General features: G+C 69.7%; 21 protein-coding genes. 7 read left to right on the top strand and 14 right to left on the bottom strand.

Features of this window, described 5'->3' with window-relative positions; all coding sequences use genetic code 11:
• The first annotated feature begins 257 nt into the window (after nt 1-257).
• A complete protein-coding gene (locus tag PV396_RS29960) occupies nt 258-4,358 on the top strand; it encodes a WD40 repeat domain-containing protein (protein WP_319209988.1) in 4,101 nt (1,366 codons plus the stop codon).
• 4 nt (nt 4,359-4,362) lie between these two features.
• On the opposite strand, the gene PV396_RS29955 is transcribed toward PV396_RS29960, so the two are convergent.
• A complete protein-coding gene (locus tag PV396_RS29955; protein WP_319209986.1) occupies nt 4,363-5,241 on the bottom strand; it encodes a GNAT family N-acetyltransferase in 879 nt (292 codons plus the stop codon).
• 163 nt (nt 5,242-5,404) lie between these two features.
• Entirely contained in the window at nt 5,405-6,553 is a 1,149-nt protein-coding gene (locus PV396_RS29950) for a helix-turn-helix transcriptional regulator (protein WP_319209984.1), read from the bottom strand.
• Between the two features lie 110 nt (nt 6,554-6,663).
• On the opposite strand from PV396_RS29950, the gene PV396_RS29945 reads away from it, so the two are divergent.
• Entirely contained in the window at nt 6,664-7,086 is a 423-nt protein-coding gene (locus tag PV396_RS29945) for a VOC family protein (protein ID WP_319209982.1), read from the top strand.
• Nucleotides 7,087-7,115: 29 nt separating this feature from the next.
• Here PV396_RS29945 and PV396_RS29940 read toward each other — a convergent pair whose 3' ends face one another.
• Genes PV396_RS29940 through PV396_RS29930 form a run of 3 tightly spaced genes read right to left on the bottom strand, consistent with a single transcriptional unit; the run spans nt 7,116 to nt 9,156 of the window.
• Nucleotides 7,116-8,027: an aminoglycoside phosphotransferase family protein gene (locus PV396_RS29940; RefSeq protein WP_319209980.1), complete on the bottom strand. Its 912-nt coding sequence runs from the start codon at nt 8,025-8,027 to the stop codon at nt 7,116-7,118.
• Between the two features lie 44 nt (nt 8,028-8,071).
• Nucleotides 8,072-8,284 (bottom strand): DUF397 domain-containing protein, encoded by a 213-nt coding sequence (locus PV396_RS29935; RefSeq protein WP_319209979.1) that lies wholly within the window; start codon nt 8,282-8,284, stop codon nt 8,072-8,074.
• Nucleotides 8,281-9,156 (bottom strand): helix-turn-helix transcriptional regulator, encoded by an 876-nt coding sequence (locus PV396_RS29930; RefSeq protein WP_319209977.1) that lies wholly within the window; start codon nt 9,154-9,156, stop codon nt 8,281-8,283. The genes PV396_RS29935 and PV396_RS29930 overlap by 4 nt, the downstream gene beginning before the upstream one ends.
• A gap of 543 nt (nt 9,157-9,699) precedes the next feature.
• Between PV396_RS29930 and PV396_RS29925 the strand changes: the two genes are divergently transcribed.
• Together PV396_RS29925 and PV396_RS29920 are read left to right on the top strand one after the other, a co-directional pair.
• Nucleotides 9,700-10,662, top strand: a complete 963-nt coding sequence (locus tag PV396_RS29925; protein WP_319209975.1) for a helix-turn-helix domain-containing protein — start codon at nt 9,700-9,702, stop codon at nt 10,660-10,662.
• The gene (locus tag PV396_RS29920; RefSeq protein WP_319209973.1) at nt 10,659-11,609 is read left to right on the top strand and encodes a hypothetical protein; all 951 of its coding nucleotides are present in this window, start codon (nt 10,659-10,661) and stop codon (nt 11,607-11,609) included. The genes PV396_RS29925 and PV396_RS29920 overlap by 4 nt, the downstream gene beginning before the upstream one ends.
• Nucleotide 11,610: 1 nt before the next feature.
• Here the strand turns inward: PV396_RS29920 and PV396_RS29915 are convergent, their stop codons facing one another.
• Nucleotides 11,611-12,195, bottom strand: coding sequence for a DinB family protein (locus PV396_RS29915; RefSeq protein ID WP_319209971.1), 585 nt, complete (start codon nt 12,193-12,195; stop codon nt 11,611-11,613).
• A gap of 44 nt (nt 12,196-12,239) precedes the next feature.
• Nucleotides 12,240-12,710 carry a MarR family winged helix-turn-helix transcriptional regulator gene (locus tag PV396_RS29910; protein WP_319209969.1) on the bottom strand — a complete coding sequence of 157 codons (471 nt, stop codon included), beginning with the start codon at nt 12,708-12,710 and terminating at the stop codon, nt 12,240-12,242.
• Nucleotides 12,711-12,769: 59 nt separating this feature from the next.
• On the opposite strand from PV396_RS29910, the gene PV396_RS29905 reads away from it, so the two are divergent.
• Nucleotides 12,770-13,147 (top strand): cupin domain-containing protein, encoded by a 378-nt coding sequence (locus PV396_RS29905; RefSeq protein WP_319209967.1) that lies wholly within the window; start codon nt 12,770-12,772, stop codon nt 13,145-13,147.
• A 106-nt stretch (nt 13,148-13,253) separates the two neighbouring features.
• Here the strand turns inward: PV396_RS29905 and urtE are convergent, their stop codons facing one another.
• From urtE to PV396_RS29870, 7 genes are all read right to left on the bottom strand, one after another.
• Nucleotides 13,254-13,952, bottom strand: a complete 699-nt coding sequence (gene urtE, locus PV396_RS29900; protein WP_319209965.1) for an urea ABC transporter ATP-binding subunit UrtE — start codon at nt 13,950-13,952, stop codon at nt 13,254-13,256.
• 5 nt (nt 13,953-13,957) lie between these two features.
• Nucleotides 13,958-14,770 (bottom strand): urea ABC transporter ATP-binding protein UrtD, encoded by an 813-nt coding sequence (urtD, locus tag PV396_RS29895; RefSeq protein WP_319209963.1) that lies wholly within the window; start codon nt 14,768-14,770, stop codon nt 13,958-13,960.
• Nucleotides 14,767-15,897: an urea ABC transporter permease subunit UrtC gene (urtC, locus tag PV396_RS29890; RefSeq protein ID WP_319209962.1), complete on the bottom strand. Its 1,131-nt coding sequence runs from the start codon at nt 15,895-15,897 to the stop codon at nt 14,767-14,769. Before urtC ends, urtD begins: the two co-directional genes overlap by 4 nt.
• The gene (gene urtB, locus PV396_RS29885) at nt 15,894-16,781 is read right to left on the bottom strand and encodes an urea ABC transporter permease subunit UrtB (RefSeq protein ID WP_319209961.1); all 888 of its coding nucleotides are present in this window, start codon (nt 16,779-16,781) and stop codon (nt 15,894-15,896) included. Before urtB ends, urtC begins: the two co-directional genes overlap by 4 nt.
• Before the next feature lie 34 nt (nt 16,782-16,815).
• Entirely contained in the window at nt 16,816-18,069 is a 1,254-nt protein-coding gene (gene urtA / locus PV396_RS29880; protein WP_319209959.1) for an urea ABC transporter substrate-binding protein, read from the bottom strand.
• Nucleotides 18,070-18,259: 190 nt separating this feature from the next.
• Complete coding sequence (locus PV396_RS29875; protein WP_319209957.1) at nt 18,260-19,381, bottom strand: substrate-binding domain-containing protein; 1,122 nt, start codon at nt 19,379-19,381, stop codon at nt 18,260-18,262.
• A 124-nt stretch (nt 19,382-19,505) separates the two neighbouring features.
• On the bottom strand, nt 19,506-20,129 hold the full coding sequence (locus tag PV396_RS29870; protein ID WP_319209955.1) for a TetR/AcrR family transcriptional regulator: 624 nt from the start codon (nt 20,127-20,129) through the stop codon (nt 19,506-19,508).
• Between the two features lie 196 nt (nt 20,130-20,325).
• Between PV396_RS29870 and PV396_RS29865 the strand changes: the two genes are divergently transcribed.
• Both PV396_RS29865 and PV396_RS29860 read left to right on the top strand, forming a co-directional pair.
• Nucleotides 20,326-20,700, top strand: coding sequence for a hypothetical protein (locus PV396_RS29865; protein ID WP_319209953.1), 375 nt, complete (start codon nt 20,326-20,328; stop codon nt 20,698-20,700).
• Between the two features lie 322 nt (nt 20,701-21,022).
• Nucleotides 21,023-22,264, top strand: coding sequence for an FAD-dependent monooxygenase (locus PV396_RS29860; RefSeq protein WP_319209951.1), 1,242 nt, complete (start codon nt 21,023-21,025; stop codon nt 22,262-22,264).
• The last annotated feature ends 201 nt before the right edge of the window (nt 22,265-22,465 follow it).

Here is a 22,465-nt window from a genome sequence, read left to right as displayed (position 1 = left end):
GACCGACACCCCGGCCGGCGACATCCGACAGCATCTGGCCGAGAACGTTCGGCCTTCGGGCTGCCCTGGGAGTCACCGCGCTGGTGGTCCGGTCGGGCACCACGTGGCTGGTTCCTTGTTGCGTCATGATCCTGCCATCCACGGCCACCCCGGAGGGGGTTCCGGTCCGGGGCCGAGCACGTATCCGCAGGTCAGCCGTATAGAGTGGGTTTTCCGGTCCGGATGACACCGGATATCAGACGCGGAGGAAGTAAGGGGTGGAGACCTTGAGTTCCGACTCAGGGGCACGCACGGCCTTCGCGGAGCGGCTCTCGCTGCTGTACAAAGAGGCCGGTAATCCCCCCCTCAAACGCGTGGCCGAAGCCGTCGTCCAGTTGCAGCGCGTCGACGAACGTGGCCGACCTGTGCGGGTCTCCGTGCAGCGGATCAGCGACTGGCGGCGGGCCAAGAACGTGCCCGCCCAGTTCGCCGCCCTCGCCGCCGTACTGAGCGTCCTCGTCCCGCAGGCCCGGCGCGCCCGGCCCGTGCCCGTCTCCCCCGGGCTGTACGACATGGTCCAGTGGCAGCACCTGTGGGAGCGTGCCGTCGCCGACCCGGTCGGCGACCGCGCCCCCGGCTCACCGGAGGACGAGGAGCAGCCCGCCGCCGAGGTCCCGGCCGTGCCGGGCGGGGTGTGCCCCTACCGGGGCCTCGCCTCGTACCGCCTGGAGGACACCCGCTGGTTCTTCGGCCGGGAGCGAAGCACCGACGCCCTGGTGGCCCAGCTCCGCGCGGCGGAGAGCGCGGCGGCCTTTCCGGAGACCTACGCGGGTAACACCGACTCGGACACCGGCACCGGCCCCGGCGGGCTGGTCATGCTGGTCGGCGCCTCCGGGGCGGGCAAGTCGTCCCTGCTCAGCGCCGGGCTGGTGCCCGCGTTGCAGCAGGGGGCGCTCGGCGGACCGGGGCAACCGGCCCGGGAGGTCCTTCAGCTCGTCCCGGGCAGTGATCCCCTCGGTGAGCTGACCCGCCGCATACCCGGCCTCGCCGAGATCCTGTCCCCCGTCGACGGGTCGGCGTCGCCCGAGCCCGGTACGCCCGAGTTCGCCCATGCCGTACGGGAGACGGTCGCCGCCTGGGCCCGCCGCGACGCCCTCGACGGCCCCGCGTCCGTCCCCGCCCGGCCTGTTGTGATCGTCGACCAGTTCGAGGAAACGTTCACGCTCTGCCTGGACGAGACGATCCGCAACACCTTCATCCAGGTCCTCCACGCCGCCGCCATGCCACCCGGCGAGGATGAACTGACCGGCGTCGGAGAAGGCGCCCCCGCGCTCGTCGTCCTCGGTATCCGCGCCGACTTCTACGACCAGTGCCTGCGCCACCCCGAGCTCGCCGACGCGCTCCAGCACCGGCACATGGTCCTCGGCCCGCTGACCACCGCCGAGCTGCGGGAGGCCGTCAGCGGGCCTGCCAGGGCCGTCGGCCTGGAGCTCGAACCGGGGCTCGCGGAGCTGATCGTGCGGGAGGTGAGCGCCGACGGACCGCGCGGTACGCACGACGCGGGCGTCCTGCCGCTCCTCTCGCACGCCCTGCTCGCCACCTGGCAGCGCCGCAAGGCGGGACGGCTGACGCTGTCCGGCTACCGCGCGGCCGGCGGCATCCAGGGCGCGGTGGCCGCGACCGCCGAGCGCGCCTGGGCCGACCTCGACCCGGCGGCCCGCGGCGCCGCGAGGCTGCTCCTGCTGCGCCTGGTACGCCTCGGCGAGGACACCCAGGCCACCCGCAGACGCGGTACGCGCCGCCAGCTGGCCGCCGAGTCGGCGGACCCGGACAAGACGGAGGAGTCCCTCGAGGCGCTGGTGCGCGCCCGGTTGGTGACGCTCGACGCGGAGAGCGTGGAGATCACCCACGAGGCGCTGCTGCACGCCTGGCCGCGACTGCGCGAGTGGATCGACGAGGACCGGGGCGGCAACCTGCTGCGCCAGCGCGTGGAAGAGGACAGCAGATCCTGGGAGGAGTCGAAGCGCGACTCGTCGCTCCTCTACCGGGGCTCCCGCCTCGAACAGGCGCACACCTGGGCCAAGTCCGCCGGTGACGCCCTTCTCACCCGCAGCGCGGTGCAGTTCCTGGCCGCCTCGGTGAAGCTGCGCCGCAGGACCGTCCTGATCAGCCGGGCCGCCATCGCCGCGGTCGTCGTGCTGGCCCTGCTGGCCGGCGGTGCGGCGCTGATCGCCCGCCAGCAGCGCGACGACGCGGTGTTCGAGAACGTGCTCGCCGAGGCGGACCGCGTCCAGTCCACGGACCCGTCGCTGTCGGCGCAGCTCAGCCTGGTCGCCCACGAGCTGCGCCCGGAGGACGCGAGCACGCGCAGCCGGCTGATCTCGATCGTGAACACCCCGCTGGCCACCCCGATGGCCGGCCACACCGGCGCCGTCTACCTCACCACGTTCAGCCCGAACGGACGGCTCCTGGCCACCGCCAGCTACGACAGGACCGTACGACTGTGGGACGTGTCCGACCGGACGCGCCCCAAGCCGCTGGGCAAACCCCTTGTCGCGAACGAGAGTTGGGTGAGCAGCGCGGTCTTCAGCCCTGACGGCCGCACCCTCGTCAGCGCGGGCGACGACGGCACGATCCACCGCTGGGACGTGACCGACCCCGCCCACCCGCGCCCCCTCGGCACACCCCTGGACGGCCGCGGCGGCACGATCTATCTGATCGCCTTCAGCCCGGACGGCCGCACCCTCGCCGCGGCGAGCGAGGACCACTCGGTCCGGCTGTGGAACATGACCGCCCCGGCCCGCCCCACCCTCCTGTCCACCCTCACCGGCGCGGACGCCGCCGTGCGCGCCATCGCCTTCAGCCACGACGGCCGGCGCCTGGCAGCGGGCGGCGACGACAACGCGATCCGCCTGTACGACGTGTCCAAACCGCGCAACCCGAAGCGGTACGACACGAAACTGACCGGGCACACGGACCTGGTGCACTCGGTGGCCTTCAGCCCCGACGGCCGCACCCTCGCGAGCGGCGCCGCCGACGACACGATCCGGCTGTGGGACGTGTCCGACCCCGAGCACGCGGCCCAGGTCGGCGCACCCCTGACCGGCCACACCGACGCGATCTGGTCGGTGGCGTTCAACCCGGCCGGGACCATGCTGGCCGCCGCGAGCGCGGACAGCACCGCCAGCCTGTGGAACGTCAGCGATCCGCAGTACCCCTCCCAGGTCGGCGAATCCCTCACGGGCAGCAGCGGCGAAATGTACGCGCTGGGCTTCAGCCCCGACGGCCGTACGCTCGCCACCGGGAGCGGCGACAGCAAGGTGCGGCTGTGGTCGCTGCCGACGTCGGACATGATCGGCCGGATCGGTGTGTTCCGCCCGGACGGCAAACTGCTCGCGACGGGCTCGCGCGACGGCCAGGTCCGTCTGTGGAACGTGGAGCGGCCCGGCCACCCCGTGGCCCAGGGCGAACCGTTCACGCCCGGGGAGGGCGAGGTACGGACGCCGGTGTTCTCCTCCGACGGTCGCACGCTCGCCCTGGCGGCGGGAAACAGCACGGTGCAGCTGTGGAACGTCGGCGACCCGAAGCATCCCGTCGCCTGGGCGCCCCCCGTCCAGCTGAAGACCCGGTTCGCGGACTCGGTGGCGTTCAGCCCGGACGGGCGCACGCTGGCCACGGCGTACAAGGACTTCACCGTCCAGCTGTGGGACGCGAGCGACCCGGCCCATCTGCGGCGGCTCGGCCCCCAGCTCACCGGCTACCGGGGTTACGTCGACGGCTTCGTCTTCAGCCGGGACGGCCGTACCCTGGCCACCGCCAGCGCGGACGGCACGATCCGCCTGTGGAACGTCACCGACCCTGCCCGGGCCACCCTGCTCGGCAAGGTGCTCAGGGGGCACTCCGGCCCCGTCAACGAGCTGGCCTACAGCCCGGACGGCCGTACGCTGGCCAGCGGGAGCGACGACGGAACGGTTCGCCTCTGGGACGTCACCGACCCGGCCGACGTCCACAGCCTGGGCTCCCCGCTCACCGGGCACACCGAGGCGGTCGAGTCGCTGTCGTTCAGCCCGGACGGAAAGGTCCTGGCGAGCGGCGGCAACGACAACGCGGTCCTGCTCTGGGATGTGAGTGACCCGTCTCGCGCCACGTCCATCGGCCAGTCGATGAACCCCAACGCCAAGACGGGCAACTTCCTGGCGTTCAGCCCGCGCGGCGGCATCGTCGGGGTGTCGAGCGGCCCGGACACGGTCCGGCTGTGGGACCTCGACGTCGATACGGCCATCACCCACATCTGCTCGACGACCCGGGGCGTCCTGACGCCGGAGAAGTGGCACGTGTATCTGCCCAGGCTGTCGTACGAGCCGCCTTGCCAGGAGTGAGGAGTCACCCGAAGTCGTACACGGCCCAGCCGGCGATCAGGCGGTAGCCGATGCGCTGGTAGAGGGCGTTGCTGGTGGGGTTGTCCGGGTCCGCGTACAGCACGACGTCCGTGGCGCCGGCGTCGAGCGCGGCGCGGCTGACCTCGACGGTCACGGCACCCGCGTACCCGCGACCGCGCAGGTGGGCCGGGGTATAGACGGGGTCCACCCGGACGTGTCCCGCGACCATCGGGTTCACGCCCGCCATGGCGACGGGGGTGCCGTCCGGGGTCTCCCAGTAGGTGTAGCGCTTCTCGCCGAAGCGGGTGGTGGCCCAGGTGCCGGCGTTGACGGTGACCTCCTCCCCGAGGTCCTTCGCCAGCTGACGGCACCACTGCATGAGGTGCTCACGCTCCGCCTCCCCCTCGCCCACGGGTCGGCCCCGGCCGGCCGGTACCGGCTCCGGCGGGGTGAGGGTGCCGAGGCGGTACAGATTGATCCGGGTGCGCAGGGTCGGTGTCGCGCCGGTGTGCCGCTGCCAGGCCTCGGCGAAGGCGGTGGCGGTGCCGTGCTCCGCGCTGACACCCGGGAGACGGTGACCGAGGGCGGCCAGGCGGGCGGCGAGGGTGTCGACCTGCTCGGGGGTGAGGGGGGTGAGGCTGAGGAGGCTCTTGGGGGTGAGCCGATAGAAGACGCCGCTGACCTGCCCGGCCCGATCCTCCAGCCGCCCAAGGACGTGCGCTTCGGCGATGTCCGTCCCCACCCGGTCCGTGCGCAGTTTCTCGAAGGTGGTCAGGGCGGTGGTGTGCAGGGCGGGCCGGGAACACAGGAAATCGCCGGCGCGGTCGAGGAAGTCGTCGATGGCTGCGGTGCCTGCGGTGATGTGCCAGTCGTCGGAGCGCATGCCTCATGATCCCCCAACTCCTGGTCAAGGACGCGGACTTGCTCCACGTCACGCACGCGATCGACGGAAACGGTTGTACTGGAACAGGAGGGAACGGGAGTGATCCCAGTCACAACTGGTCATCAGAGGAGAGCAGTCGACTCCCACTGAGCATGCGGTGTTGTTACCCTTGGCCATAGCCCGATCGCTGGTGCATCCCCCGTCGCCAGCGGTCGGGTTCTTTTGTGCCCGAAGGAAGCTGTGAATCCGACTCCGCCGGGCCCGTGGCCCTGGTGTAGCGGGCGGCGAGCTCGGCGAACGCCTCGGCCAGTTGTGGTGGACCGATGACGTGGATGTCCGCGTCGAAACGGCCGACGGCGGCGGCGAGCCCGGTCCACGACCAGGAACCGAGGGACAGGCGGCAGCGGTCGGGGCCCAGGGCTTCGACAGTGCCGTCCTGCGCGAAGGGGGCGACGGCTTGGGCGGGCAGGTCGAGGAGGACCTCGCCGCGGCAGGGCCAGTCGGCGGTGGAGCCGTCGGTCCCCCGGAACCGGCCGGTGACGAAGGCGGTCACGTCGTTGGCGGGGAGATCGCGCGGGGTGAAGCGCGGGCCGGTCGGGGTGCGGGGGCGCATGCGGTCGACGCGGAAGGTGCGCCAGTCGTCGCGGTCGAGATCCCAGGCGACCAGATACCAGTGGCCGCGCCAGGTGACGAGGTGGTGGGGCTGTGTCCGGCGGGGTTGTACGGCGGGAAGGGTGACGTCGTGCTCGTACCCGTGCCCGTGTCCCCCGTACTCGCGCCCGTACCCGTGCTCGTAGTCGAAGCGCAGTTCCTCATGGGCGTGGATGACGCGGCTCACCTCCATGAGGAGTGGGGTGCCGGTTGGGGTGCCGGTTGGGGTGCCGGTTGGGGTGCCGGTTGGGGTGCCGGGTGAGGTGCCGGTGTCGGGTGGCTGGACGGGGGTGACCTGCAGCATGTCCATGCGTCGGCGCAGTCGGGGCGGCATGACCTGGCGGACGGTGGCCAGGGCCCGGGCGGCGTCCTCGCCGATCGTGGAGTTGCCGGTCGCGGACTGCAGGGCGAGGGCCAGGGCGACGGCCTGATCGTCGTCGAACAGCAGCGGGGGCAGTTGCGAGCCGGCGTCGAGGCGGTAGCCGCCGGCGGGTCCCTTGAAAGCACGCACCGGGTAGCCCAGTTCCCGTAGGCGGTCGATGTCGCGGCGGACCGTGCGTGGGGTGATGTCGAGTCGCTCGGCAAGGTCGTCTCCGGACCAGTCGCGATGTGTCTGGAGCAGCGAGAGCAGGGCGAGCAGGCGCGAGGACGTCTTCTGCATGGCCGCCATCCTGCCCGCAGTACAGGACACAACCTGTCCGCTACCCCTGGAATGGTGCGTCTCACGATCGCTCGGACGATCCCGATAAAACCAGGGCAAGGAAAAGGCCAATGTCTGTCACGACCACCACTCATCTGAACTTCCGGGGCCAAGCACGGGAGGCACTGGACCACTACCGGTCCGTATTCGGCGGGCGCGTCACCGTCGTCACCTACAAGGACATGGGCGAGGTGCGGCACGAGGACGAGGCGGACTGGGTGGTGTGGGGCGAGGTGACCGGCGACAACGGTTTCCACGTCATGGCCTACGACGTGCCCTCGCATCTGCCCTGGGACCAGGGCACCGGTTCGTTCTTCGTCTCCGTGCGCGGTGAGGACACGGACGAGGTGACCGCCCTGTGGCAGAAGCTGGTGGCGGGCTCGACGGTGGTGCAGCCCCTGGGCTCCTCCCCGTGGGCCCCGCTGTACGGGATGCTCACCGACCGCTTCGGCGTGACCTGGGTTCTCGACGTGACCGCTCCCTACAGCGGCTGAGCGCTCCGGAGGGCGACGTTTCGGCGACGTCAGTCCGTCGACCGCAGAATGCGGTCGACGGACCGGCGCCCCAGCTCGCTCATCGCCGGGTTGCTCTCGGCGTAGTACCAGACCAGGCCCACCGCCTGCTCGAAGGCCCACGCCATGCCGCGCTCCCACTCGAGGTCGTCGCAGCCCAGTGTCCGCCGGAGCACTTCCCTCGGGCCCTCGCGCAGCAGGTGCCAGGCGCTCACCAGGTCAAGCGCGGGGTCTGCCGGGCCGAAGCCGCCGGCGTCGAGTACACCGCCGAGACGGTCGCCATCGACCAGCACGTTGCCCGGGATCAGGTCGCTGTGGCTCATCACGTCGGCGCCCTCGCGCGGCAGCTCCCGCAGCCGGCTCCACAGTCGGCGCAGCCGGGGCACATCGAGCGGCACATCGAGCAGGGCTTCGCTCTTCTCGAAGCACTCCTCCATCCATGCGTCGTGGTGGGTGAGTACGCCGCCACGACCCCCTCCGCCGAAGTGCCGTCCGGCCGTATCGGCCTTCCGGAGGGCGGCTATGAAGTTCGCCAGGTCCTGCGCGAAGGCATCCGACCCACTCGGGTCGGCCTCCGAGGCAACTGTCCCCGGCAGCCACGTCTGCACCGACCACGGCATGGGGTAGCCCGCTCCGGCCTCTCCGAGGGCCACGGGTTCCGGAGTGGGGAACGGGGAGATCCGTACGAGCTCCGCGCTCGCCCGAGCCTCCCGTTCCAGCACGGCCCGCGTCTCGGCGGCATCCGCCCGGCGCAGCGGGAAACGGGCGGAGAGGTCTTCCCCGATACGGAAGATGGCGTTGACCGTGCCGGTCGACGACTGTACGTGCCGGATCTCCCGGCCGCTCCACTGGGGAAACTGCTCTCGCACCAGGGCGGCGACTGTCTCGGGGTTCACGTCAACTTGGTCGGCATGCATGGTCACCCCGCGATGCTGCCTGAGGGGCGACTTCGACGCAGCCGGTTTTTTCAGCGCTCGGTCGCGTACGGGACGAAGTCGGCCCAGGTCGCGAGGGCAAAGGCCAGACGTGGGCCGGTCTCAATGTGCTTGGAGTCACGGATGTGAATGGTGCCGCGGGTGGTGGCGAGTTCGACACAGGAGTCGCCCTCGCTGCCGCTGCTGTAACTGCTCTTGGACCACACCAGGCCTGAGGCGTCCTCTATCGAGTCATTGCGGTTCATGTTTCCCCCAGCATTTGTTCGATGAAGGCCGCCGATTCACGCGGGGTGAGGGCCTGGCCTCGGATGATGCCATATCGCAGTTCAAGGATACGGAGCTGCTTCGCATCGGAGACGGGTCGGCCGTTGGCCACCACCGGCGAACGACCCACTGCCGAGCCATCCGCGAACTTCAACACCTCGATGCTGCCGTCCACACCGGCGTGTTCCTCGCGATCCATCGGCATCACCTGAAGCTCGACGCTGCGCAACTGCGCTGTTTCCAGGAGGTGTTCAAGCTGGCCGCACAACAGCGCCTTCCCTCCGAGTGGGCGCCGCAGCGTCCATTCCTCCACGACGAAGCCGAGTTCAGGCGCCGGATCCCGTTCGAATACGGACTTGCGGGCCACCCGCGCCGCGAAGAACCGCTCCACCTCACTCGCGGTGTACGCGGGGCGCCGCATCATGAGCAACGCACGGGCGTACTCAGGGGTCTGCAACAACCCGTGGATGCTCAGCGGATCGTAGAGTTGAAGCTCGACCGCCGTCGCTTCCAGCTTCGCGATCGCGCGCACTTTCTTCGGGTACCGGACCTTCTCCAGGTCCTCGTTCATGGCGGAGATCAACCCGTCCGCCTCCAGCACCTCGTCAGCCTTCACGAGATACTCGGGCCGGGCGATCCGCTTCCCACCCTCGATCTTGTAGACCAGATCTTCGCCGTACCCGAGCGCCCGGCCGAAGTCGGCCGCCCGCATCCCCACCGTCTCCCTGCGCAGCTTCAACTGCCGCCCCACGGTCTCCACGACCGCCACCCCCCACTCGTCGTCCGGGTCCACCTCCCAACCCGGCTCGTCCGCCTCGCTCTTGAGTCGCTCCGCGTCGCTGTCCACGCTCATGCCGTGCCTCTCCGTAGTACCGCGAGCCGTACTGCCCCCGCCCTACCCGTACGCCCCGCCTCGACAGCCCGGACACCACCGGACAAGCGCTGGACAGTCCCCGTACGCAGCGGCGAAGTCACTGATCACGGTAGGCATCTGTGGCCACTTCAATTGACGTGAATTAAGAATTGTCCACCCCGAGCCCGAATCGAAATCCCGTTCGCATCTCCAACGTGGCGGGGGCGCACCGGGACTCTGGTTTCCGTGTTCCGGTGCCACCAGCGGTCCATTAAAGGCATTTAGGGAATAAGAAACGGGACCAAACCACACCCCTCCCGTCCGCAGGAACCAGCAGCTACGGCCGCTCCCGCGCGAAATCAGGCGCTCGCACCCGCCGTCCCCCGCCGTCACTCCCTCGAGTGAACATCGCCAACTCAGCTGGATTTGTGCCCGGTTGCCTGCCTTACGCTCAGCGCAACAACCGCAAACATACGACGGCCCTCGCCGGGACTGGCATCCCAATGCGAGGGCCTGACCACCAAGGAAGTCAGACCCTTCCCGATGGACACGAAAAACCCTAGCGCGCCCCCGTGCGCCCCGTCCCGTCCCACGGGCAAAAATCACCCGCACCGGCGCCCCAATTCCGGCGTCTCCGGCGTCGTCCACGACAACACCCGCCACGACACCCGCTTCACGGTGATCGGCAACCACCTCGCCCAGCACCGCGAGCTCTCGCTGCTCGCCATCGGACTGAGCGTCCACATCCAGTCGCTGCCCGCCGGTGCCCCCGTCGACATCAAGACCCTCGCCAAGAGGTTCCCGGAGGGGGCGGACCGTATCTCGGCCGCCCTGCGCGAACTGGAAGCTCATGGGTACCTGCGCCGCCCCCGCGAACGCACCCCTGCCGGTCGCATCGTGACCCGCACGGTCTCCTGCAACCAGCCCGGACGGCACGCCGAGGGACACCCCGACCGCCGTCCACAGCCGCAGCAGGAGCGGCAGCCGAGGCCCGAGCCGCAGCCAGGGCACTCCGACCACGTCACCCACCCCGCACACTCGACGACCTCTGCCCCGCCGAAGGAGCGCACCCCGCGCAAGCCGCTCCCCGCCGTACCGCAGCCCGCCTACAAGGGGCCGGAACTCCTCCAGGCCGCCACCGACCTCCTCGCCGGACTCCGCCGCTCGGACCCCGACCTGCTCCTCTCCGCCTGCGACACCGCCCACCTCGCACCCGGCGTCGCCGCCTGGCTCGAGCGCGACGCCAGCCTCACCGCCGTACGCCACGCCCTGATCAGCGACCTCCCACCCGAAGGCATGCGCCGCCCAGCAGCCCTCCTGGCCCACCGACTGATCACCCAACTCCCACCCCCGGCGCCCTACCGCCCACCAGCCCCGCAGTCGGAACCGACCCACATCCGCCACCCCCTCCAGAACTGCGACGGCTGCGACCGGGCATTCCGCAGCCCCGAACGCGGCCGCTGCCGCGACTGCGCACCGGCAGGCCTGCAGACGGTGCGGGTGTGACCGGCGACAGCTGGCGCGAGCGCAGGCGCGCGCTCCGGAGGGACGATCCGGGCGCAGCCGAGAACACAGCGCGTCTCCTGGACGAGATGGGCCTTGATGACAGGGACGGCGAAGAGATCGAGGCGGACCACCGTGCCAACCGCCTCACGGCGGCGCGCGAGTACGCACCGGATGCCCAGCTCGACGAAGAGCTTCAGCTCCGTCTGACCGGCCCTGACGCGGAAGGCGGAGCGCTTCGGTTCCAGTGGGGAGAGGCCCTGCTCGTCCCCGTGGAGCACGCGATCTCCGTTGCCGCAGGAACACCCGTTCAGCTGGAACTCACGGGAGTGTCAGCAGGCAGCACCGTGGTGCACGCCCGACCGGTGCAGCCCTCTGTTTCCACCGGGCCGGCCATCCTGAACGCCCAGGACGCTCTGGACGCTCCAGCCACATCCGCCGCAGGCACAGGCCTGAGCACGCTCACCGAACTGCTGGCCGCCCACGAGTCGGAGGCCGACATCCGCGAATGGGCGAAACTGTTCGACGCGGTCGAGGCACTCTCGCGCGCGCTGGGCAAGTACAGGCTCGACCTGGGCCTGACCTGGTACGGCGCCGACGGCAGCACGCGCCGGGCCCGGTTGACGGAACGAGGCAGGGGCTACGTCGAGCGGCTGCGCGAGACCAGGAACCGCGATCAGGAGATCACCATCTCGGGTCGCATCACCGAGCTGCGAGAGAGCGGCCTGGTGAAGGTGAAGACGGGCACCGCCAAGAACTCGCCGGCCTACGACGTCCGCTTCGAGGAACCCGACGAGCTGCTGCGTATGCGCCCCGGCCTCGGGGACAACGTCCACTTCCGGGTCCGCTTCCGGCAGGGGCTGGACTCCGTGGGCATCGCGAGGTCCACGGAGTACACATATCTGGGCCCGGCTGCGGAACAGACGTCAATCCCGCTCGAACTGCAGTAGATCAGCCGCTGGCAACGGCTGCTTTGGCGGCCTGCTCGATCGTCGCGCGCCGAGCTTCCCAGAACGCCGGATCCTGCTGCGGAGTTGCGTATTCGGCAGCTGTACCTGTGGAGCCGTCGAGCTGTTCCCGCAGGATGTCGGCGTGGCCGGCGTGACGACTCGTTTCGGTGAGCATGTGGACCAGGATGTTGAACAGCTTCACTTCAGGGTGTGGCCACCAGGGCACGAACCCAGGCGCGTCGATGGCGAGCGCGGTGATCGTCGCGTCTGAGTGTTCCCATACGCGACGGTATCCGTCGATGATGTCCTCGCGCGTTTCGTGCTCGGTCGCCCAGGTGTCGGCGCCTCGCTCGGCAGCGTCGTCCCATCGGGGCAGGAGTCCGGGGAACGGCCGTCCGAAGACCTCGCCGAAATACCTGGACTCCCAGATCGACAGATGCTTGACCAGGCCGAGGAGGTTGGTTCCAGTCAAGGTCAGGGGGCGGCGAATGTCGTACTCGGGCAACCCCTCGAGCTTCCACAGGATCGTCTTACGCATCTGACGCAGGTCACCGTGCAGGTACTCTTTCGCGAATTCATCGACCATGGACCACGAGCCTGCCATGCGTCGGCGGCGGGGCTCAGCCGGGCCTAGGAGTTACCGAACCAACCCGGCGCGTCGAGCAGGAACGCCTCCGCCGGGGTCATCCGCCGTAGGTCCGATTCCAGTGCGCGGAGGCGGTCCTCGCCCAGTGTCCGGGCCCAGTCCGCGCGGAGGCGGTCGAAGATTCGGGCCGAGCGGGTCAGGCAGTCCGTGCCGCGGGCGGTGAGGCGTACGAGCTTGCGTCGCGCGTCGGCCGGATCCGCGCCGCGTTCCACGTAACCGAGCCGCTCGAGCGTGTCGATCGTCTTGCCCGCCGCCTGTTTGGAGACCCCGAGCCGACGGCCGAGGTCCGCGGCGGTCGTGCCGTTCGGGCCGATCGCCTGGAAGACGTAGCCGTGCATCGGGCGGACGTCCGGGTGTCCCTGGCGGGCGAGCTCGGCGTGGAGTTCGTCGATCAGGACGCGGAAGGCGAGAAACAGTCGCAGCGGCAGCTCGAAGCCAGGGGGGTCACTTGACACGATCGACAACCAGGTTCACCATTTCGACAACCATGTTGTCGAGTTTAGGGGAACTCATCATGCCTGTCATCCACCATGCCGAGAGCCGCCGGACCGAGACCCCCAACGCCGTGATGACCACGCTTGCCTCGCCGACACTGGGCGGCGCCGGACTGGCGGTGTGGCGCGTCGACATGCGGCCCGGCGCCAGCGGGCCCCTCCATGCGTTCGACGCCGAGCAGGTGTGGACCGTGCTGGACGGGGGCGCGACCGTCGAGATCGAGGGTGGGACGCATGTTTTGGTGCCGGGCGACACTGTCGTCATGCCCGCGGACGTCGCGCGGCGCGTGCACGCCGACCCCGAAGCGGGCTTCGCCGCCATCGTCGCCGCCACCCCGGGCGCGGGCGCATCCGTTCCCGGCGGCACCGAGAAGACGGTGCCGGCCTGGGTTGTGTAGATGCAGATACCGGCGGGCGGGAGAGCAGTGGCGTGGGGCTCGATTCATGCTGTGTTGTGTTGTGCAGTGCGGGCGCACAACACGGATCCAGCACCTCACCCTTGCTTCAGACGCTCAGCGCCGCCCTCACCGTCTGTTCGGAGCCCGTGCCGCCCTCCCCGGACGACGTCACCCGGCCCGCCTCCAGGACGTAGTACCGCTGTGCCGCCCGCATCGCGAAGCCCACGTGCTGCTCCACGAGGAGGACCGACAGGCCGCCGCGTGCGGCCAGGGTCAGGATCGTCTCCTCTATCTCCGCCACCACCGACGGCTGGATGCCCTCCGTCGGCTCGTCGAGGAGCAGCAGGCTCGGGCGGGTCACCAGGGCGCGGGCCAGGGCGAGTTGCTGACGCTGGCCGCCCGACAGCAACCCGGCCCGGCGGCCCGACAGTTCACGCAGTGCCGGGAAGAGGTCCAGTGCCTCGGCGATCGCCTCCTTGCCGTCCGCCCGTCCGTCGGCGACGAGTTGGAGGTTCTCGGCCGTGGTGAGGTGCGGGAAGGACTGCTGGCCCTGCGGGACGTACGCCATTCCGCGTGCGACCCGCTGGTGCGGGGAGAGGCGGGTGATGTCCTCGCCGTTCAGCAGGACCCTTCCGGCCGTCGGCTTCAACAGGCCCATGGCCGCTCGCAGCAGCGTGCTCTTTCCGGCGCCGTTGTGTCCGAGAACGGCGGCCACACCGTCCTTCGGCACCGTCACACTCACGCCGTGCAGGACGGTCGTACGGTCGTAGCCCGCCCGTACGTCGGTGATCTCCAGCTTGGACATCGACGTCACGCCTCCTCCCCCACCGGCAGTGGGTCCCGCTCGGGGGCCGACGCGCGGCCCAGATAGACCTCCTGGACCCTCGGGTCCGCCTGGACCTCCGTCACCGTGCCCTCGCTGAGGACCTTGCCCGCGTGCAGGACGCTGACGCTGCGGGCGAACGACCGCATGAAGTCCATGTCGTGCTCGATGACGACGACCGTGCGGTCCTCGCTCACCCGCTGCAACAGCTCGCCCGTCGCCTCGCGTTCCTCGTGGCTCATACCGGCCACCGGTTCGTCGAGCAGCAGCAGCCGTACGTCCTGGACCAGCAGCATGCCGATCTCCAGCCACTGCTTCTGGCCGTGGGCCAGCGCGCCCGCCGGGCGGTCGGCCAGTGCCGTCAGGCCTGTCGTCTCCAGGGCTCTGGTCACCGGCTCCGGGACTCCCTTGCGGCGGCGGAGCATCGTCCAGACGCCACGTGCGGCGCCCGCCGCGATGTCCAGGTTCTGCAGGACGGTCAGTTCCTCGAAGACCGTCGCCGTCTGGAACGTACGGCCGATGCCCATGCGCGCGATCCGCTGCACCGGGCGTCCGAGGAGTTCCTCGTCGCCGAAGCGGACCGCGCCCGTCGCCCGTACGAGGCCGGTGACCGCGTCGACCAGGGTGGTCTTGCCGGCGCCGTTCGGGCCGATCAGAAACCTCAAGTCACCTGCGGAGACCGACAGGTTGACGCCGTCGACCGCCGTGAAGCCGTCGAACGTCACGCGCAGGTCGGTGATTGTCAGCGACTCGCCACGCGCATCGCCACCGATAACGCCACTTGTGCCGCTGCCGCTCATGCCGTCGCCTCCGATTCTGAACTCGCCGACGTCTTACGGCGGTTGCGCGCCATCGTCACCAGGGACGCCAGGCCGCCGGGCAGGAAGCCGACCGCCACCACGAACAACAGGCCCTGGAGATACGTCCATCCGGCCGGAAACGCGTCCGACAGCGTGCTCTGCGCCCAGGCGACCGCGATCGCGCCGAGCACCGCGCCCACCAGCGACGCCCTCCCGCCGACCGCCGCCCCGATGACGAACCCGATCGACGGCACGATCCCGATCAGCGCCGGGGAGATGATCCCGACCGCCGGGACGAAGAGCGCGCCCGCCAGACCCGCCATGCCCGCCGCCACGACGTACGCCACCAGCTTCACGTTGGCCGGGTTGTAGCCGAGGAAGCGCACCCGCTCCTCGGAATCCCTTACGGCGACGAGGAGTTCGCCGTATCTGCTGACGAACAGCTGGCGGGCCAGGGCCATCAGGGCGAGCAGTACGGCCGCGATGACGAAGTAGACCATCCGCTGGTTGACCGGGTCGTCGAGCGAGTAGCCGAAGAAGCCCTGGATGTCGGTCAGGCCGTTCGTGCCGCCCGTCGTCGCCTGCTGGCCCACCAGCCAGATGGACAGCGCGGCGGCGAGCGCCTGGCTGAGGATCGCGAAGTACGCGCCCTTCACCCGGCGCCGGAACACCAGGAAGCCGAGCAGCGCGGCCACCGCCATCGGGAGGACCACCGTCATGGCGAGCGCGAACACCGGGTTGGCGAACGGCTCCCACCACCAGGGGAGGGTGTCACCGGTGCCGTACAGCTGCATGAAGTCGGGGATTTTCTGGCCGGTGTCGGCGGCGTCGGCGAGCTTGAGGTGCATCGCCATGGCGTAGCCGCCGAGGCCGAAGAAGACGCCCTGGCCGAGCACGAGAAGCCCGCCGCGTCCCCAGGCCAGGCTGACGCCGACGGCCACGATGGCGTAGCAGAGGTACTTGGCGAGGAGGGCCAGCCGGAAGTCGGAGAGGGCTGAGGGGGCTATCGCGAGGAGGAGTACGGCTCCCAGGGCGAAGCCGCCGGGTACGCGCAGGCGTTCCAGGAGGGGCGGCCGGGGGGTGGGGGGCACGGTAACTTCCGTGACCGGCTTGGTCGTTGTTGTCATGCCAGGCTCCGGGTGCGCAGTGTGTACAGGCCCTGCGGTCGCCACTGGAGGAACGCGACGATCGCCACCAGGACGATGACCTTGGCGACGCTGACGGTCGTCGAGTACTCGAGGACCGACTGGAGGACGCCGAGTGCGAACGCGGTGATCACGCTGCCCTTCAGCTGGCCGATGCCGCCCACGACGACGACCAGGAACGCGTCGACGATGTAGTTGGTGCCCATCGTCGGGCCGATCGGGCCCACCAGGGTCAGCGCGACGCCCGCCACTCCGGCGAGGCCCGAGCCGATGAAGAACGTCATCCGGTCGACCTGGCCGGTGGCGATGCCCGACACCTCGGCGAGGTCCCGGTTCTGGACGACCGCCCGGATCCGGCGTCCCAGCGGGGTCGTCCGCAGGACGACGGTGAGGGCGAGGACGCAGAGCAGGGCCAGGCCGAGGATGAACAGTCGGCTGTTGGCGAGGGTGATCCCGCCGCCCACCGAGACGTTGTCGGTGAGGAGGTCGGGGGCGTGCGTCTGGACGTTGGGGGCGCCGAAGACGTCCCGGGCCAGTTGCTGGAGCATCAGGGAGACGCCCCAGGTGACCAGGAGGGTGTCCAGGGGGCGGGTGTAGAGGCGGCGGATGAGCAGCCATTCCAGGAGGGCGCCCATCAGGCCCGCTACGACGAAGGCGACGGGGAGGGCGAGGAGCAGGGAGATTCCGGCGCTGCTGATGGACTTCTGCAGGACGTAGGTCGTGTAGGCGCCGGCCATGATGAATTCGCCGTGGGCCATGTTGATCACGCCCATCTGGCCGAAGGTCAGGGTGAGGCCGAGGGCGATGAGGAGGAGGACGGCACCGATGCTGATGCCGGTGAAGGACTGATTGAGGATGACCGTCATGGAGCGGCTCCGGGTCGGCGGGGGCGAGGAAAAGTCAGGACAGGCCCGACGCCCAGTCGTAGCCCTTCAGGAACGGGTCCGGTTTGATCGGCTTGCCCGAGTTCCACACCTCGGTGATCAGGCCGTCGGCCCCCACCTTGCCTATCCGAGCCGTCTTGTACACATGCTGGCTCGCCCCGTCCACGGTGACCTCACCCTCGGGCGCGGCAAGAGCGATGCCGTCCGACGCCGCCTTCACCTTGGCGACATCGAAGGAGCCGGCCTTCTCGACCATCTCCTTCCAGAGGTACACCGAGACATACGCGGCCTCCATCGGGTCACTCGTCGGCTTCCCCTTGCCGTACGCGGCCTGATAGGCGGCGACGAACTTGGTGTTCGCGGCACCGGGCGTCGTCTGGTAGTAGTTCCAGGCCGTCAACTGGCCCTCCAGGTACTGCGTTCCGATGCTCTTCACCTCCTCCTCGGCGATCGAGACCGACAGCACGGGCATGCTCTTCGCGGTCATCCCGGAGGACTTGTACTCCTTGAAGAAAGCCACGTTGCTGTCACCGTTGAGGGTGTTGAACACGGCGTCCGCGCCGGAGTCCTTGACCTTGTTGACGATCGTGCTGAACTCGGTGGACCCGAGCGGCGCGTAGTCCTCGCCGACCACCTTCATGCCCTTGGCCTCCGCGTACGCCTTGATGATCTTGTTGGCGGTGCGCGGGAAGACGTAGTCGCTGCCGACCAGGTACAGCTTGGTCAGGCCCTGCTTCTTCAGATAGTCGAGCGCCGGGACGATCTGCTGGTTGGTGGTCGCGCCGGTGTAGAAGATGTACGGCGACTCCTCGAGCCCCTCGTACTGCACGGGGTAGAAGAGCAGCGACTTGTAGCGCTCGAAGACCGGCTTGACCGCCTTGCGGCTGGACGAGGTCCAGCAGCCGAACGTGGCCACGACCTTGTCGTCCTTGATCAGGGCCTCCGCCTTCTCCGCGAAGGTCGGCCAGTCGGAGGCACCGTCCTGGCTGACCGGGTCCAGCTTCTTGCCCAGTACCCCGCCGGCCGCGTTGATCTCCTTGACGGCAAGCAACAGCGAGTTGTGGACGGTGACTTCACTGATGGCCATCGTGCCCGACAGCGAGTTGAGCAGACCGACCTTGACCGTGCTGCCGGAGGTGTCGGCCTTGACGCCGGCGTCCGACGCCGTGCCGGAACCGGTTTTGGCGCCACAGGCGCTGAGAGCGGCGGACGCGCCGACCGCGGACACTCCGGCCAGCAGACCACGCCTGCTGAAGCTGAGCCCAGACATGCAGAACCGCCCTTGGGGAGAAGGGGACGAGAAGGGAGAAGTGCGGTCCACAGCCTGCGAGTCGACTGTTTCGGATGCGTTGCAGTCGAATTGATGAGCAGTTTCCAGCGGAGCTATTTTTGTTGCATTAATACTTCCGGGCGAAAGGATCTCGGAAGGGTCTCGGAAGGGGCTGTACAGACGGAACGGTCTAATTTCCGTTGTCCAGTTGGGCAAGAACCGTGAAGTCCAGGCCGTCCGCCTCCGCGAGGTAGATGCGCTGGCGTACGTGCCGGTCCCGCAGTCGCAGCAGGCCGCGCGGCCCCTCGTACGACACCGCCTCGGCCGCCGCCCCGATCGCGGACACGTCCAGGGTGCGGGCTCGTTCCACGAGGGCCGCGAGCAGCATTACGCCCTCGTAGCAGGACTCGCCGAGGCTGCCCGGGGCCGGGGCGTCGACGCCGTACCGGGCGGCGTAACTGCCGTGGAAGTCCAGGGTGTCCTGGTTGGCGAGGGAGGCGAAGAAGCCGGCCGTGCTGAACAGGTCGCGGGTGGCCTCGGGGCCGCTGGCCAGCAGCATGTTCTCGTCCATGAGGGTGCTCAGCCGCACACAGCGCCGGTCGAGGCCGAAGGCGCCGAACGCACGGTTGAAACGGACCGCGTCACTGCCCACCAGCAGCATCAACACCCCGTCGGCGTCGGCGTGTTCGATGCGGCGCAGGACGTCGGTGAAGTCGTCGGTGCCCAGCGGGAGATACGCCTCCCCGCACACCCGTCCCCGGTTCTCACGCGCGTACCGGCGTGCGGCGCGCGCGGTCTGCCGGGGCCATACGTAGTTGTTGCCGACGACGAACCAGCGCCGTACGCCGCGCGCCTCGCCGATCAGCCTCATCGCCGGCCGCAGCTGCCCGGCGGGCGTCTCGCCGGCCAGGAAGACGCCCTCGGTACGCTCGCCGCCCTCGTACAGGGCCGTGTACACGTACGGCACGCGGTGCGCGACCCGGGGCGCGAGGGCCTGGCGTACGGAGGAGATGTGCCAGCCGGTGACGCCCTGCACCACACCGGTCGCGACCAGCGCCTCGACCTCCCCGGCGACCCGCTGCGGATCGGCGCCCCCGTCGACCTCCAGGAGCCGCAGCTCCCTGCCCAGCACGCCCCCGGCCCGGTTGACCTCCTCGGCGGCCAGCCGCGCGCACGCCTCGCACGCGGGGCCGAAGATCCCGGCGGGCCCCTGCATCGGGTACACCAGTGCGACGTTCAGGGTCGAGTCGTCGGCCGTGAACCACTCGGGGGCCTGGAGGCGGGGGTGGAGGCGGGGGCGGGGCCGCTGCATGGGGTCATGATTGCCTGCCTGTCGGCGGCGCCCAAGGGACCTGCGGAATCGAGACCGTTTCGTACGATCGCCGCCGGCCGCAGCAGATGCCGTGCAACGAGGCCGGCCGTCCCCTTCTCAGCTCTCAGTGGCGGCGCGGGCGGGGCAGCAAGGCGAACGCGCTCTCCGCGATCGAGGTCAGACGGGCGGGGCTGTGGCCGTACGCACCTACGACATCGGTCCCGCGGATGACGGTCAGCAGAAGGTATGCAAGGTCGTCGGCATCCGCGTCGGGGTCGATGTCGCCGTTGCGCTGTGCCGCTCGCACGCACTCGGCCACCGCCGCCCGGACCACGGAGAAGCACTCCTTGGCCAGGCGTTTCACCTCGGGGTCGGAGGCGCCGACCTCCAGGGCCATCTTGGCGGCGAAGCAGGCCGCCGCCGTCCGGTCATCGGCGGGGGGTACGTCGGCGGCGAGTGGGACCCCGTGGACGGCGCGGAGCAAGTATGCGTGCAGTCGTTCCAGGGCGCCCTCGTCCGGTCCGGCGAGCATCTTCCGCGGACCCTGCCCAAGCCGGGCGAAGTAGCCGCCCATCGCCTGCATCAGCACGCCGTGCTTGCCGTCGAACGCGGCATAGAGACTGCCTCGGCCCAGGCCGGTGGCGGCACTGATGTCATCGACGCTCGTGCCGTTGTAGCCCGAGGCGCGGAACTGCCGCTCGGCGGCATGGAGGACGTGGTCGCGGTCAAATTTTCGTGGTCTGGCCATGCACCGACGGTACGACCGACCCACCGTTCTTGACAACCCAGTACAGAACCCTCTAGGTTTCGGACTGTTCAGTAAACAACCGCGCTCGGCGCAAGAACGAGCCAGCCGATGAAGGCTGCTTCAGAACCAATACTTCGGAGGACCCTCGTGACCGCGGTCAGTACGGACAACACCGCCCTGGAAGGCGCGATATCCCGTGATTGCTGCTGACGAGACGCTCGACGGCACGTGGACGTATCCCGCCCGCTTCACCGAGGCTGCCGGCTTACGCCAGCACTATGTCGACGAGGGCCCCTCACGGCCCGGTCAGACGATCGTCATGCTGCATGGCGAGCCCACGTGGGGCTACGCGTGGCGCCACCTGATCGGGCCGCTGTCGCGTCACCATCGTGTGGTCGTTCCCGACCACATGGACGACATCGCCGTCGGAATGCGGGACACCGCACTGCTGCCCGAGTACGTCATCCCGTCGTTCAGGCTCAGCTACCCCCACGCACCTGTGGTCGAGATCCCGCGCGCCGGCCACTTCCCGACCGAGGGCCGCTCCCGAGACGCTGCCGACACTCCTTGAGCTGTTCCCGCAGACGTCCGCGCGCACCTGAATTCCGAACGGCCGGCTCCGCGGGTGTGCGGGTGGCCGGCAGCGCCACCGATCCGGTCGACCAGGTCGGGACCTCCACAGCGGCCGGCGCCGACATCAACAGGATGCCGGCCGCCGCGGACACCGACGCGGCCCTCACGGGGATGGTTTCAGCCATGCCCAGCAAGCAAACAGCAGGAGCCTCCCGCCGAGGTCAACGCCCCGCTCCTCGACGCCCTCGCCCGCCTCGACGACTCCACAGCCTCGGCTTTTTGAACGGCCGACCCACCCCCACCAGATGGAGAACACGACAATGACGGAACGCAATCCCATGGACAGGAACACGACATCGCGACCGCGGGCCCTGGTGGTCGGCCTCGGGATCAGCGGGACCGCCTCCGCGCTGCGACTGCATCGCGCGGGCTGGGACGTGGTGGTGCTGGAGAAGGCCCCCGAGCGGCGCCGCGGCGGATACTTCATCGCCGTGTTCGGGACCGGGCTCGCCGCCGCCGAACGGCTGGGCTTCGCCGATGCCATGCCGGATCGCCTCGCTCCGGATGGCGTGAACTACGACGTCGCCCGCACGGGCCGGCGCCGCCTCGGTGTGAGCTACGCCGATGTGTTCCCCGGGTCTCGACTGGTGGTGCGGGGCGACGTCGAAGAAGCGGCCTTCACCGCCCTGCCCGACGAGGTCGAGATCCGGTACTCGAACGTGCCGATCGGGCTGGACCAGGACCTCGACGGGGTGGACGTCGAGATCCGCGACCTGACGACGGAGACGATGACCGTCGAACGGTTCGACCTGGTGGTCGGGGCAGACGGACTGCGCTCGACGGTGCGCCGGCTCGCGTTCGAGCCCGAGCAGAGCCCGACCCGTCGGCTGAACTACATGGTCGCCGTGTGCAGCCTGCCCGAGCCGATACCCGGCTACCTCCCACAGGACGGGCTGACCATGGCCGAAGCGGGCCGATCGGTGTGGGTGTTCCCCTTCGCCGACCGTCTGCCGACGGTGCTGTTCTCCTACCGCACCGACGACGTGGACGCCGAGTTCACCCGGCCGGCCATCGACTCGCTGCGCGCCGCCTACGGCCCCGAGCCCACCGGCTCCACGCTCGGTTGGCTGCTCGACCAGTTCGAGAAGGCCCCGGACCACCTGTTCGACTCCGCCGAGCAGGTGCACCTCGACCACTGGCACCGCGGCCGAGTCGTGCTCGTCGGCGACGCCGCGTGGTGCCTGACCGTTTACTCCGCCATGGGGGCATCCACCGGCCTGGCCGGGGCGGACCTGCTCGGCACCATGCTGGAACGCCACCCCCACGACGTGCCACGAGCGCTGCAGGACTGGGAGGAACACCTGCGCCCGTTCATCGCCCACCACCTCGGCAACGCTGTGAGCATGCGCGCCTTCCTCACCCCGGGCAACCGCGCCGAGTTGCTGCTTCGGTCCGTGATGATCCGCGTCGCCCGGATGCCGATCGCCGGCCGGCTGCTCGCCAAGGTGATGGCCAAAAGGGCGCAGATGAAAAGTCTGGATATCGCCGCCGCTGCAGCGTGAGTGGAGTTCCTCGAACAGGCGCGGGCGACCCTGGGTGGCCGCAGCGGCCGGTAGCCGCCGATAGCCGCCGGTGTGTCCAGCCTGGCCAATTCGCCGTCGACAGCTAGTAGTGCTTGGTCAGGTCGGTTGTAGTGGTGCGTGTCCTGCGGGCTGGGTGTGGCGTTGAGGGTGTGTGACTCCGGACGAGATTGCGGTGGTGCG

The sequence above is a fragment of the Streptomyces sp. ME02-8801-2C genome (genome assembly GCF_033793965.1).
Classification (GTDB): domain Bacteria; phylum Actinomycetota; class Actinomycetes; order Streptomycetales; family Streptomycetaceae; genus Streptomyces.
Note: the sequence above shows the minus strand (reverse complement) of the source record. Positions and strands in the feature narration are given on the sequence as shown.